Origin of the sequence: Candidatus Kinetoplastibacterium crithidii (assembly GCA_027557655.1) — a bacterium.
In the GTDB taxonomy this organism is placed as follows: domain Bacteria; phylum Pseudomonadota; class Gammaproteobacteria; order Burkholderiales; family Burkholderiaceae_B; genus Kinetoplastidibacterium; species Kinetoplastidibacterium crithidii_C.
The window spans coordinates 402,021-415,356 of record CP064915.1; the positions used below are offsets into that span (position 1 = coordinate 402,021).

Consider the following 13,336-nt stretch of genomic DNA (forward strand, 5'->3'; position numbering starts at 1 on the left):
TCAGTAATAACCTAGAATTGTTATTGATAATAATATTTCATTGAAGATTTCACTTTAATTAACGATAAACAAAATAAATATGCTACCAATAAAAAAAATTAAAAAACCAATAACTATAAATCGTTTTGATTACAAAGAATTTCCTTTTTTTTTTAAAAAAGTTGATTTGCAAATAAATCTTGATGAAAATTGTACTATAGTTACAAACACAATGGAAATACAAAGAAAAATAAAATTTCAGGATGATTTTTTATATTTAAATGCAGATTTTAATGAGTTAGTATTAATAGATGTTATTTTGAATAATAAAAAACTAAATAATAATAACTATATAATACAAAAGGATTTTTTGCTTATTAAAAAATTTCCTGATACTGGAATTTTAACCATAGTAACAAAATGTTTTCCATCAAAAAATTTAACTATGATGGGATTGTATTTATCTAATAAAAATTTTATCACTCAGTGTGAACCAGAAGGATTTAGAAAAATAACTTGTTTCCCAGACAGGCCTGATGTAATGTCAAAATATTTAGTTACATTAATTGCAGATGCAAAATATTCTACATTACTTTCTAATGGCAATTTAATAAGCACTAAGATATTAGCTAATGGAAAAAAGGAAAACATTTGGGAAGATCCTTTTCCAAAGCCTAGTTATTTATTTGCATTAGTTGTTGGTGAATTTTCATGTTTAGAAAAGAAAATAAAAACGATAGATGGTAAAATAGCGACTTTACAAATTTATAGCGATCCAAAATTCCAAAATCAAACAGAATGGGCAATGTATTCGCTAATTAAAGCTATCAGATGGGATGAATATAGATATAATTTAAAACTAGATTTAGATCAATATATGATAGTAGCTGTCAATGATTTTAATATGGGAGCCATGGAAAATAAAGGTTTAAATATTTTTAATTCATCATACATATTAGCAGATGAAAATACAGCTACAGATTCTGATTATGAAAATATAATTACTGTAATAGGTCACGAATATTTCCATAATTGGACAGGAAATAGAGTTACATGCAGAGATTGGTTCCAATTAAGTTTAAAAGAAGGTCTTACGGTTTTTCGTGAACAAGAATTTTTTAGCGATGTAATATCTGACTTGGTTACAGACGCAGAAACAAAACTAACGGTAAAAGCTGTAAAACGCATTGATGATACTATTAATTTAAGATCAAATCAATTCCCAGAAGATTCTAGCCCTATGGCACATCCTATACGTCCTGATAATTATCAAGAAATAAGTAATTTTTATACTTCTACTATCTATGAGAAAGGAGCAGAAATAATCAGAATGCTAAATAATGTTTTAGGTGATGAAAATTTTTTAAAAGGTATAAATAAATATTTTAGTCTTTATGATGGTAAAGCTATAACTTGTGACGATTTTTTAGATGTTATGCAACCTATATATTATGAAATGAGCTTTAATTCAATCAATGATAGAGATTGCGATTTTAACATATTCAAGAATTGGTATAAACAAGCAGGAACTCCTATTGTTAGTGTATCTATAAAATATGATCAAAATAAAAACATATGCATAGTTACACTTACACAAGAATGTGATTTTGTCGGTATAGAAAATAATAACCAGTTTTTTTTGAAAGAAAAAAAACCTTTTTATATACCTTTTGCTATTGGTTTTTTAGACTATAATGGAAATAGTATAGATCTAGTAGTAGAAACTGATAATAAAGATTATTATCATGCTAAAGATACTATTATTCTTGAACTATATAAAAAGACTCAAATATGGACTTTTAAATATATAGAGAATCAGCCTATTCCTTCATTATTAAGAAACTTCTCAGCACCAGTTAAAGTAAATTATAGTTATAGTAACAATGAACTATATATACTAGCTAACCATGACAAAGATTATTTTGCTCGATGGGAAGCGCTACAAGAATTAAGTATTCGCCAAATATTAGAAAATGTTAGCAACAAAAGTTCTGTTTTAGAAATAAATGAAGAATATTTTGAAACTTTAAAAAAAATAATATTAAATAAAAATTTAGATAATTCCTATTGTGCAAAACTCTTAACTATTCCTAATGAAAGCACATTATTTAACCATGTAAAAATTATAGATCCTATTTTAATAACAAATACTCGTTGGGCTTTAATTAAAAAAATAGGATCTGAATTGTCAGACTGTTTTTTATCTAAATTCGAACAGCTTAAAAATGCAGAATTAGTTACTTCAGAAATATATAATCCTAGCTTAGCAAATAATCGTTTATTAAGAAATTTAATTTTAAAATATCTTATAGCAGGAGGAAATAATTATATTGAAGATAAAATTGAAAACTACTTCTATAGTTCTAAAAATATGACAGATTCTATTGCTATGCTCTGGAAATTATTAAATTTTGGAGATAAAAATAAAGCAAATAAAGCAAAATTATATTTTTATAACAAATGGAAAAACAATAATTTAGTAATAGATAAGTGGTTTGCAATACAATCCTCCTCTAGATATACTGGACTTAAAGAAATTAAATGCTTGATGGAGCACCCTGATTTTGTTCCCCAAAACCCAAACAGAGTAAGATCATTAGTTTTTCAATTTTGTTTCAAAAATTATTTGCATATGCATAAACATGATGGCTCAGGATATCGATATTGGGCTGAACAAGTCATTAGCCTGGATAGGATAAATCCAGAAGTTGCCGCTAGGCTAGCTAGAGCTTTAGATAATTGGCATTGTTTTGTTCCTGAGTTAAAATCTCAAATGCATGATGCAATTGAGATTGTTTATAAAAATAATAATTTATCAAGAAATACTTTTGAAATTGTTTCAAAAGCCTTGAATATTTTTTAAGGAGAATTATTTGAATAATATAACTCTATCAACTTTTTTAAAAAAACAGCTTGATTGTTATAAGATAGATAGAAATTTATTGATTTTATTAAATACAATTACTAATTCTTGCAAAAAGATTAATTCTATTATTAGAAATGGGAATGAATCTGATATTTTTTCTGAATCCAATACTATTAATATTCAAGGAGAACAACAAAAAAAATTAGATATTATTGCTAATGAATTAATTATAAAAGATGCGGAATGTATATCTTGTTTAGCAGGTATAGCTTCTGAAGAAATAGAAACAATACATGAAATACCAAATTCATATACCAAAGGTAACTATCTGCTATTATTTGATCCTTTAGATGGATCATCAAATATAGATGTAAACATATCTATTGGCACAATATTTTCTATATTAAAAACTGATTACAATGATAATCCTATTACAGAAAAAAATTTTCTACAAAAAGGAAAAAAACAAATTGCAGCAGGTTATATAATATATGGGCCACAAACTAATTTAGTTTTATCTCTTGGAGAAGGAGTTTTATTTTTTATTTTAAATCATGATAATGAGTGGATTCTGAAAGAAGAAAAAATGACTATACCTCCAAATAGTTCAGAATTTTCAATTAATGCCTCTAATATGAAACTCTGGGATTCTAAAATAAAACAATATATAGAAGACTGCCTTACTGGAACTGATGGACCATTAAATAAGAAATATAATATGCGTTGGGTTGGATCAATGGTTGCTGACATTCATAGAATCCTAAAAAGAGGTGGAGTCTTCCTATATCCTAAAGACTTAAATTCAATTAACGGCAAGCTTAGACTTATGTATGAAGTTAACCCAATGAGTTTTTTAATTGAACAAGCCGGAGGATTATCAACCAATGGTATAGAATCTATTTTAGAAATAGAACCAAAGAAATTACATGAAAGAATTGGGGTAATTTTAGGTTCAAGAATAGAAGTGGAAATTATAAAAAAATATTATCTATAATAAAAACAAGTAGCGTGATATTTCACTATATAATATATTAAATATTACACTACTTGCTTGTTATATATAATTAATTAATGCTTTCTATTCTTAATCTAGTCACTTTTGATTGTACTACAGGTAGGGATTCGATTTGTTTAATAGCTTGATTAATATTTCTCTCTATAGATTCATGAGTTATAAATATTATATCTGCTTCATTTTTACTATTAGAGCATATTTCTTGTATCATAGAACCAATAGATATGTTAGAAACAGCTAAGATTTTCGATATTTCAGATAGAACCCCAGGCTGATCTATAACCCTTAGCCTTAGATAATATGATGTAGAAATTAACTCTATTGGTAAAATACGTGCGTCTGATAGAGCATCTGGCTGAAATGCTAAATGAGGAACTCTATTACCTGGGTCTGCTGTTTGAAGACGAGTTACATCTACTAAATCAGCAATAACTGCTGAAGCTGTAGGCTCACCACCTGCTCCTTGACCGTAATATAGTGTTGGTCCAACCGCATCACCTTTTACAAATACTGCATTCATAGCACCTTCTACATTAGCTAATAAACAAGATGATGATATTAAAGCTGGATGTACTCTTAATTCAATACCATCTGCTCTATATTTAGTTATCGCTAATAACTTTATGCGATAACCTAATTTTTCCGCATAAGTTATATCATCTGAAGAAAGTTGAGAAATACCTTCAATATAAGCACTCTGGAATTGAACAGGAATGCCAAAAGATAATGAAGCTAATAATGTTAGTTTATGAGCAGCATCTACTCCTTCGATATCAAAAGTTGGGTCAGCCTCTGCATATCCCAGTTTCTGAGCTTTAGATAATACTTCTTTAAATGGCAATCCTGTATTCCTCATTTCAGATAATATAAAATTAGTAGTGCCATTAATGATACCAGCTATAAATTTTATACGATTAGCAGTTAAACCTTCTCTGATTGCTTTTATAATTGGTATTCCACCAGCAACAGCTGCTTCAAAAGCAACTATTACTCCTTTCGATGAAGCTTTTGCAAATATCTCATTACCATGTTTTGCTAACATGGCTTTATTGGCAGTAACTACATGTTTACCATTATCAATAGCTTCTTTTACTAAATCTAAAGCTATAGTATCACCACCTATCAATTCAACAACTATATCAATATTAGGATCTCTTACTATATCGTAAGCATTTTCAATAACTTCAGTTTTACCATTGACTAAAGAACGAGCATGATCTACATTCAAAGTAGCAATTTTAGAAATTTCTATATTTCTACCAGCACGTCTTGCTATTTCTTTTGCATTTCGGTCTAAAACAGTCCAAGTGCCACTACCTACAACACCCATACCAAGCAGGCCAACTTTTATAGAATCCATTAACACCACCATTTTGTTAAAATATATATAACTACATCAATTTAAATTAAATAATAACATGAGCTTATTCATATTGTAATATACTTATCAAAGACATAATTATTATTTAGCATACATAAAAATACATACTTGTTTAACTTTATAATTAAATTACAGTTTTTATAAAAAATAATTAAAAAAATACTGCTTAATAAAAAAGGATTTGAAGTTGAAGTTGCATTTAGAAAATATGGAATCCGTAAATATAATTGATTCTTATGGTAATGGTTTTATAACTGTTAATAAAGAAAAATATATTGGCTCAATTTTCTTTGGAAAAATAGGAAATATACAAAATTGGGAGGTAGGTAAATATAGTGATATAACATCAGAAAAAATTATGTTGTTATTATATAATTTTTACAACGATGTTGCTAAACAAGGAAAATTAGAAATAGAACGTAAGAGATATTTGCCTGAATTTCTATTAATAGGAACTGGAAATTCCTATGAGGTTATAGATAATGATGCATTATTGCCACTATATAAAAAAGGTATTGGTGTGGAAATCATGAATACTAGATCAGCAATATATACTTATAATATGTCAATATTAAATAATAGAGAGGTCATTTTTGCTGCTATTCCTATGAGTGATGATATTTAATCATGAATAATTTTATTATTAAACCAGCTCCAAAATTTCAAGAATATAGCACAATAGGTTTAATTAGACTAGATGATTATATTCATAAAAAAAATTTAATACTTTTTTTTTATCCTAAAGACAACACACCTGGATGTACTAAGGAGAATCTAGAATTTAAAGATTTATATGAAGAATTTTCGCTAAGAAATACAGAGGTTTTAGGAGTATCCAGAGATAGTATTAAATCACATGAGAATTTTAAATCAAAATTCTCATTACCATTCCCTCTTATATCTGATCAAAACCAAAATATATGTTCTTTGTATAATGTTTTAAAAAAGAAAAATATATGTGGTAAAACTGTACATAGTTTAGAAAGAAGCACTTTTCTAATCAATATTGAAGGTAATATTATAATGGAGTGGCGTAAAATAAAAGTTGATAATCATGCTATACAAGTATTAGATTTTCTAGATAAAACATTTAATAATTAATAGTCTTTATATCATTAATATGAAACTACCAGTTATAGGAATAACTATGGGCGATCCATTTGGAATCGGTCCTGAAATTATTGTAAAAGCATTTCTAGCCAAATTTTTGGTGCCAACAATTGTTTATGGCGACCCTTACATTATTAATAAGGCAGCTAAACTAATAGGAAAAAAAATAAACATTAGATTATTAAATTCTAAAGAAGCATTTTCTAATAATTTCATTGATGATAATTCTTATCTAAATATTATTAATTCTTATGAAATAAAACCAAATGATTTTAAACCATCAATAGTTAGTGAAATAGCAGGAATTTCTTCATATAATTTTATTAAAAATGCAGTTAATGATGCTCTATCTGGGAAAATACAGGCAATAGTAACATGCCCTATAAATAAAGAATCTTTTGCTAAAGCCAATATAAATTTTCCAGGACATACAGAATTATTAGCTAAATTAACTAATAGCAAGAAATTCAATATGATGATGATTAACGATTCCTTAAGAATCATATTGGTTACAATCCATATACCTTTATCTCATGTAAGTAATAACATAAGCATTCTATCAGAATTAAATTCTATAAAAATGGCATATCACGCATGTCAAATGCTTGGCATCAAAAAACCTCGTATAGCTGTATCTGGTCTTAACCCTCATGCTGGAGAAAATGGTAAATTCGGCACTGAAGAAATTAAATTTATTATTCCAGCTATAAATAAAGCAAGAAGTGAAGGCATAAATGTATCTGGTCCATTGCCAGGAGATACAGTCTTTATGCAAGCAAGAGCTGGAAAGTTTGATATAGTAGTTGCGCAATACCACGATCAAGGATTAATTCCAATAAAATATTTAGGCATAGATAGTGGTGTTAATATAACACTAGGATTGCCAATAATTAGAACTAGCGTTGATCATGGAACCGCATTTGATATTGCTTGGAAAAATGGCACAGCAAACCCGGATTCTTTATTAACTGCTATTAATACAGCAATAGATATATTTAAGCATAATATTAAATAGCTGATGCATTAGCAAAATTTAAAAATCTCGTTGTAGGTCCTTGGAATGTTAACTTAATAGTACCAATAGGACCATTTCTTTGTTTTCCTATAATAATTTCTGCTATTCCTTTTTCTTGTGAATCAGGATTATATATTTCATCTCTATATATAAACAAAATCAAATCAGCATCTTGTTCTATTGCACCTGATTCTCTTAGGTCACTCATAACTGGTCTTTTATTTTGTCTTTGTTCTAAACTACGATTTAACTGTGATAAAGCTATCAAAGGACAATTTAATTCTTTTGCTAGACCTTTCAATGAGCGACTAATTTCAGAAATTTCTGTAGCCCTATTCTCTTCTCCATTACCAGACATTAACTGCATATAATCTATTATAACTAAGCCTAGCTGTCCACATTGGCGTGATAATCTTCTAGTTTTTGCTCTTACTTCCATCACATTTAATGCAGGTGATTCATCTATATAAAGTTGAGCATCTTGCATATTTTGTATAGCATTAGTTATCTTTGGCCAATCTTCTTCAGTTAATCTGCCTGTTCTAATTTTATGTTGGTCTATTACTCCAATAGATCCGAGCATTCTCATAGCTAATTGAGTAGCACTCATCTCCATAGAAAAAATAGCTACTGGTAAACCATGTTCTATTGAAACATATTCTCCTATATTCATAGAAAAAGCAGTTTTGCCCATAGAAGGACGACCAGCCACAACAATTAGATCTCCTGGTTGTAAACCAGATGTCATTTTATCTAAATCTATAAAACCAGTAGGAACTCCTGTAATATCAGAATCGCTATCTCGACTATACAATTCGTCTATTCTTTCTACTACTTGAGATAATAAAGGTTGTATTTCTTGAAAACCAATAAAATTAGATATTCTGTCTTGTGCTATTCTAAAAACCTTCGCTTCTGCTTCATCTAATATTTGTTTCGCATCCTTTCCTTTTGTATTTAAAGCATTCTCTGATATTTCTTCTGATATAGTAATTAGTTTTCTTAAAATAGCGTGTTCATGAACTATTTCTGCATATCTACGTATATTTGCGGCAGAAGGTGTATTGTGAGCTAATGCATTAAGATATTCTATACCACCAACATCTTCTGATTTTCCTGAATTTAACAACGAATCATTAATTGTAATAATATCAACTGGGCGATCAGCACCGATTAATTTTTCTATATGCTTCCATATGATTTTATGCTCATTTTTATAAAAATCTTCTTCTTTTATAACATCAGATACTTTATCCCAAGCACTATTATCTATAAATAATCCACCCAACACAGATTGTTCTGCTTCTATTGAATGAGGTGGAGTACGTAGATAATCTAAATCTTTTGATTTATTAATCATCATTATTTCATTGAAATCGTATTACTAATTATGGTTTTTGAATTAAAAATTTCAATGTATAAGAATTTGATTGAAATCAAATTCTTATACAAGAAATAAATTAAGAATTTTCTTTAGAAACTAATATAGTTATTTCAGCAACCACATCAGGATGCAGTTTTATTTTAGCTGAAAATTCACCAATTGTTTTTATATGTTGAACTGATAAAGTTATTTGAGATTTATTAATATTAAAACCAGATTTTTTTAAATTTTCAGCTATATCAAAATTAGTAACAGAACCAAACAGTCTACCGTCAACACTAGATCTTTGATATATAATTAATTGGAAACCAGATAATTTATTACTAATATCCATTGCATTATTAAATTTATCTAATTGTATTTGTTCCAATTCTATTCTTTTATCTTCAAATTCTTTTATAGCATTTTTTGTCGCACGACGCGCTATCTTCTTAGGAATTAAGTAGTTCCTTGCATATCCATCTTTAACACGAACCACATCCCCTAAATTACCTAGCGATGACACTTTTTCTAATAAAATAATTTCCATATTAACTCATATTTATTTATGATTATCTGTATAAGGCAATAAAGCTAAAAAACGAGCTCGTTTAATAGCAATCCCCAATTGACGTTGATATATAGCTTTTGTGCCAGTAAGACGTGCTGGAATTATTTTGCCATTTTCTTGTATAAAATCTTTTAAGATGTCTACATCCTTATAATCTATTTCATCTACTTTAGCAGCTGTAAATCTACAAAATTTACGACGTTTAAATAAAGGATTTTGTTGGACAAATTTGCGTTTTTCCTTAGGTTTTCGATAGAAAGACATTTTAATACCTTTAAATTATTTTGCAAATTATAAATAATTTTACAAATAAAAATTTTAATTATAACTAATATTTAGTTTAGTCGTCACTATTTGTTATTTTTTGCAAGTGAAATCTTAGAATTACTGAGTTTTTGTATATTGGGGCCAAAAAACCAGTTGCATAAAATTCCTTATCATATGGAATTTTATCTAAAGATATCGCTAAGGTTCCCAAAGCAAGAGCCTTAATTGTTAAGCTTATATTACGCTCAACATTAGATTCCAATACTTTAGAAAAGCTACTTAAGGTCATCTCTAATACCGGAATCCCAGTATAATTATACCTTATAGAATCTCGATTTAGAATCCTTGCATTAAGACTAAGAAGATTCATAGTAGATAATAAAAACTACTCTTCTATTACTTCTAATTCTTCTGTTGAAGAATTAGAAGATTCTTCTTTATTAACTGTTTTCATCATAATAGATGCTTCTGTCTCAGAATTTTTCTTTTTAATTATCATATGTCTTAAAATAGCGTCATTATAGCGAAAAGAATTTTCCAATTCATCTAGGATGCTTTGTGAACATTCAATATTTATACAAATATAATGTGCTTTTACTATTTTATTTATTTGATAAGCTAACTGACGTCTACCCCAATCTTCTACTCTATGAATAGTACCATTGGCTTCAGTAATAACAGAACTATATCTCTGTATCATCGCAGGAACCTGTTCACTTTGGTCTGGATGAACTATAAAAACAATTTCGTAGTGTCTCATTAATAAAACTCCTTATGGATGTTTAGAAAGTACCTTATGCAGTAATTCAAAACAGCTAGACAAAAATATCTAGCAAGTAATAACAAACAGATAAAGCAATAAAAATAATAATTATTTAAAAAATATATCTACCTTATATTATACACTTTTTTCAACTACAGCGTATGCTGAATGATTATGTATTGATTCAAAATTTTCGGCCTCTATTCTATATTTTTTTATATTTAAAAATTTACTATTTATGCTAGCAGCTAGATCACGAACTAAATCCTCAACAAATTTAGGGTTTTCATAAGCATATTCTGTTACATATTTTTCATCAGGCCTTTTTAATAAAGACCATAATTCACAAGATGCTTCTTTTTCAGCTAACGTAATAAAATCTGACATCTTAATATCAGAATAATCATTAAAAACAAGTGATATAGTAATATTAGACCTCTGGTTATGAGCTCCATATGAAGAAATAGCTTTTGAACATGGGCATAAACTTGTGACTGGAATTTGAATAATAAGTTCAAATTCAGTGTTTATTTTTTCAGTAACTCTAACTATCCACTCAACCTTATAATTCATTAAACTTTTAGATTTGGATATAGGGGCCGTTTTTTCTATAAAAAAAGGAAATGATAATGATATATCACCGTTAATAGCATTCAATAATGTTAACATTTCCAAAGACATATTACCCAATAGATTGGGAGTCAGTGCTTTAGTTCTATAATTTTCTAATAAAACTAGAAATCTAGACATATGAGTTCCTTTATCATTTTCTGATAATGAAACAGTCATAGTCCAATTAGCTATGGTATTTTGAATTACAGAACTAGCATCTGAAATATTAGTTGGCACACAAATATCACGAATCCCAACACGCTTTATAGGGATTTGTCTAGCATCTATTAAACTTTGTATATCTGGTATCTCAGAATTTGTATTTATTTTTTCCATGTATTTATATAATCAGTTAATTAATTGTTAATATAAAAAAATATCATAATAATTTATGAAAAGCATCTTTAATAGAAGATTCTATTCCATTACGATCTAGCCCTATTTCAGTAATTAATTGTTTAATATCACCATGATCAATAAATCTATCCGGTATACCCAATTGAAGAACTGGAATGTATAAATTATGTTTATGCAAAACTTCTATTACTGCACTACCAGCTCCTCCCATTATAGAGTTATCTTCTAAAGTAACAATAGCGCTATGAGTTTTAGATAAACTAATGATTAAGTCTTTATCAATTGGTTTAACAAATCTCATATCAGCAATAGTCAAATCCATCGAATCTGCAACAATATTTGCAGTATTAAATAAAGTACCAAATACAAGAATAGCAATATTTTTGCCGAATCTTCTTACTATTCCTTTACCTATATCTAAAGAATTTAATTCTTTATCAATATTTGTATCGAACCCTTCACCTCTAGGATATCGAACAATCGCAGGTCCATTATATATATAACATGTAGTTAGTAATAGACGTTGTTCATTTTCATCTGAAGGTGTAGCAATTATTAAATTTGGAATGCATCTTAGAAAAGATATATCATAGTTACCAGCGTGTGTTGCTCCATCAGCTCCCACTAAACCAGCTCTATCAACTGCAAAAGTTACATCTAGATTTTGAATAGCAACATCATGTATTAATTGATCGTAACCTCTTTGTAAAAAAGTAGAATAAATTGCTACTACTGGTTTTAATCCATCACATGCCATCCCAGCAGCAAAAGTAATTGCATGTTGTTCTGAAATTCCAACATCAAAGTATCTACTTGGGAATTTTTTTTCAAATTCTACTAACCCACTACCTTCTCTCATAGCAGGAGTAATTGCTATTAAATTAGCATCATAACTTGCCATATCACAAACCCAATTGCTAAAAACTTGAGTAAAAGTTTTATGGGAAGCTTTTTTTGATGTTAAGATGCCAATATCTAAATCAAATTTACTTGGTCCATGATATAATATTGGGTCTTTTTCAGCTAATTTATAACCTTTGCCCTTCTTTGTTACAATATGCAAAAAATTTAATCCAGATTCTTTTTTTATATCCTGTAAAACATTGGCTAAAGTAGTTACATTATGACCATCAATTGGTCCATAATATTTAAAACCTAACTCTTCAAAAAATGTCAAAGAACCATTTTTATAACTTTTTTGATTAGCAGTATTTGTTATATTGTCAATATTAGCATAAAAAAGACCTTGCATTAAATTATTGAAATATTGATTTAAAGATCCTACTGCTGGCGAAATAGACATGTGATTATCATTCAGAATAACCAAAAGATTAATATCTTTCATTACCCCTGCATTATTTATAGCTTCAAAAGCCATCCCAGCAGAAATCGAACCATCACCAATTACTGCTATATGCTGTCTATTTTTTAATTTTTTTTTGCTAGCTGCATAAGCCATTCCTAATGCAGCAGATATAGAGGTGGAAGAATGAGCAGTACCAAAAGCATCATAACAAGATTCAGATCTATTGGGAAATCCAGATATTCCATATCTCTGACGTAAAGTACCCATTTTTTCTCTTCTTCCAGTTAATATTTTATGGGGATAAGACTGATGTCCTACATCCCAAATAATAATATCATTTGGTGTATCAAATACATAATGTAAAGCTATAGTTAATTCTATAACTCCTAAACTAGATGAAAGATGTCCTCCTGTTTTAGAGACAATTTCTAAAACTTCTTGTCGTAATTCCTCAGATAATTTACTAAGACAATTAAAATCTAATTTTCTAAGATCAGATGGTAAATGAATCTTATCTAATAATTTGGAAGACATAAATTTATTCTATAATAGTTTCTGGATTTTTATTAAAAATATGTTTTAGTGGGAATAAATAAAACAAATATATTATATTTTGAGAAATAAATTCCATTAACTACAACAATATGCAAAGCACAACAATATACAGAATTACTAATCTTTTCAGATATTTTGCAATAAAAAAACAAATTTGTCTTTTTAATAAAATTAAT

Annotated in this window: 13 protein-coding genes; 5 read left to right on the forward strand and 8 right to left on the reverse strand. The window is 28.2% G+C overall.

Annotation, left to right across the window (positions count from 1 at the left end):
* Positions 1-79 precede the first annotated feature (79 nt).
* Entirely contained in the window at positions 80-2,842 is a 2,763-nt protein-coding gene (gene pepN / locus I1N47_01910; protein ID WBF65876.1) for an aminopeptidase N, read from the forward strand.
* Positions 2,843-2,852: 10 nt separating this feature from the next.
* Positions 2,853-3,839 (forward strand): class 1 fructose-bisphosphatase, encoded by a 987-nt coding sequence (locus I1N47_01915; GenBank protein WBF65877.1) that lies wholly within the window; start codon positions 2,853-2,855, stop codon positions 3,837-3,839.
* A 70-nt stretch (positions 3,840-3,909) separates the two neighbouring features.
* Here the strand turns inward: I1N47_01915 and I1N47_01920 are convergent, their stop codons facing one another.
* Complete coding sequence (locus I1N47_01920; GenBank protein ID WBF65878.1) at positions 3,910-5,220, reverse strand: homoserine dehydrogenase; 1,311 nt, start codon at positions 5,218-5,220, stop codon at positions 3,910-3,912.
* A 208-nt stretch (positions 5,221-5,428) separates the two neighbouring features.
* Between I1N47_01920 and I1N47_01925 the strand changes: the two genes are divergently transcribed.
* The 3 genes from I1N47_01925 to pdxA are packed head-to-tail and all read left to right on the forward strand — an operon-like array spanning position 5,429 to position 7,366.
* Positions 5,429-5,866 (forward strand): Mth938-like domain-containing protein, encoded by a 438-nt coding sequence (locus tag I1N47_01925; GenBank protein ID WBF65879.1) that lies wholly within the window; start codon positions 5,429-5,431, stop codon positions 5,864-5,866.
* Between the two features lie 2 nt (positions 5,867-5,868).
* The gene (locus I1N47_01930; protein WBF65880.1) at positions 5,869-6,342 is read left to right on the forward strand and encodes a peroxiredoxin; all 474 of its coding nucleotides are present in this window, start codon (positions 5,869-5,871) and stop codon (positions 6,340-6,342) included.
* 19 nt (positions 6,343-6,361) lie between these two features.
* Positions 6,362-7,366: a 4-hydroxythreonine-4-phosphate dehydrogenase PdxA gene (gene pdxA / locus I1N47_01935; GenBank protein ID WBF65881.1), complete on the forward strand. Its 1,005-nt coding sequence runs from the start codon at positions 6,362-6,364 to the stop codon at positions 7,364-7,366.
* Here pdxA and dnaB read toward each other — a convergent pair.
* The 7 genes from dnaB to dxs all read right to left on the reverse strand — a co-directional run bounded on the left by dnaB (position 7,359) and on the right by dxs (position 13,139).
* Positions 7,359-8,726, reverse strand: a complete 1,368-nt coding sequence (gene dnaB, locus I1N47_01940; protein WBF65902.1) for a replicative DNA helicase — start codon at positions 8,724-8,726, stop codon at positions 7,359-7,361. The genes pdxA and dnaB overlap by 8 nt on opposite strands.
* 100 nt (positions 8,727-8,826) lie before the next feature.
* Entirely contained in the window at positions 8,827-9,279 is a 453-nt protein-coding gene (rplI, locus tag I1N47_01945; GenBank protein ID WBF65210.1) for a 50S ribosomal protein L9, read from the reverse strand.
* A 12-nt stretch (positions 9,280-9,291) separates the two neighbouring features.
* Positions 9,292-9,564 carry a 30S ribosomal protein S18 gene (locus I1N47_01950; GenBank protein ID WBF65211.1) on the reverse strand — a complete coding sequence of 91 codons (273 nt, stop codon included), beginning with the start codon at positions 9,562-9,564 and terminating at the stop codon, positions 9,292-9,294.
* A 76-nt stretch (positions 9,565-9,640) separates the two neighbouring features.
* Positions 9,641-9,937, reverse strand: coding sequence for a primosomal replication protein N (locus I1N47_01955; protein ID WBF65212.1), 297 nt, complete (start codon positions 9,935-9,937; stop codon positions 9,641-9,643).
* 15 nt (positions 9,938-9,952) lie between these two features.
* Positions 9,953-10,327, reverse strand: a complete 375-nt coding sequence (gene rpsF, locus I1N47_01960; protein ID WBF65213.1) for a 30S ribosomal protein S6 — start codon at positions 10,325-10,327, stop codon at positions 9,953-9,955.
* A 138-nt stretch (positions 10,328-10,465) separates the two neighbouring features.
* Positions 10,466-11,278: a GTP cyclohydrolase I FolE2 gene (locus I1N47_01965; protein ID WBF65214.1), complete on the reverse strand. Its 813-nt coding sequence runs from the start codon at positions 11,276-11,278 to the stop codon at positions 10,466-10,468.
* 43 nt (positions 11,279-11,321) lie between these two features.
* Positions 11,322-13,139, reverse strand: a complete 1,818-nt coding sequence (gene dxs / locus I1N47_01970; GenBank protein ID WBF65215.1) for a 1-deoxy-D-xylulose-5-phosphate synthase — start codon at positions 13,137-13,139, stop codon at positions 11,322-11,324.
* Positions 13,140-13,336 lie beyond the last annotated feature (197 nt).

Excerpts from the sequence above, each read along its gene's own strand:
- dxs (WBF65215.1), bottom strand. The coding sequence starts at position 13,139 with ATGTCTTCCAAATTATTAGATAAGATTCATTTACCATCTGATCTTAGA.
- I1N47_01930 (WBF65880.1), top strand. The coding sequence starts at position 5,869 with ATGAATAATTTTATTATTAAACCAGCTCCAAAATTTCAAGAATATAGC.
- I1N47_01955 (WBF65212.1), bottom strand. The coding sequence starts at position 9,937 with ATGAATCTTCTTAGTCTTAATGCAAGGATTCTAAATCGAGATTCTATA.
- I1N47_01965 (WBF65214.1), bottom strand. The coding sequence starts at position 11,278 with ATGGAAAAAATAAATACAAATTCTGAGATACCAGATATACAAAGTTTA.
- rpsF (WBF65213.1), bottom strand. The coding sequence starts at position 10,327 with ATGAGACACTACGAAATTGTTTTTATAGTTCATCCAGACCAAAGTGAA.
- I1N47_01950 (WBF65211.1), bottom strand. The coding sequence starts at position 9,564 with ATGTCTTTCTATCGAAAACCTAAGGAAAAACGCAAATTTGTCCAACAA.
- dnaB (WBF65902.1), bottom strand. The coding sequence starts at position 8,726 with ATGATTAATAAATCAAAAGATTTAGATTATCTACGTACTCCACCTCAT.
- rplI (WBF65210.1), bottom strand. The coding sequence starts at position 9,279 with ATGGAAATTATTTTATTAGAAAAAGTGTCATCGCTAGGTAATTTAGGG.
- pdxA (WBF65881.1), top strand. The coding sequence starts at position 6,362 with ATGAAACTACCAGTTATAGGAATAACTATGGGCGATCCATTTGGAATC.
- pepN (WBF65876.1), top strand. The coding sequence starts at position 80 with ATGCTACCAATAAAAAAAATTAAAAAACCAATAACTATAAATCGTTTT.
- I1N47_01920 (WBF65878.1), bottom strand. The coding sequence starts at position 5,220 with ATGGATTCTATAAAAGTTGGCCTGCTTGGTATGGGTGTTGTAGGTAGT.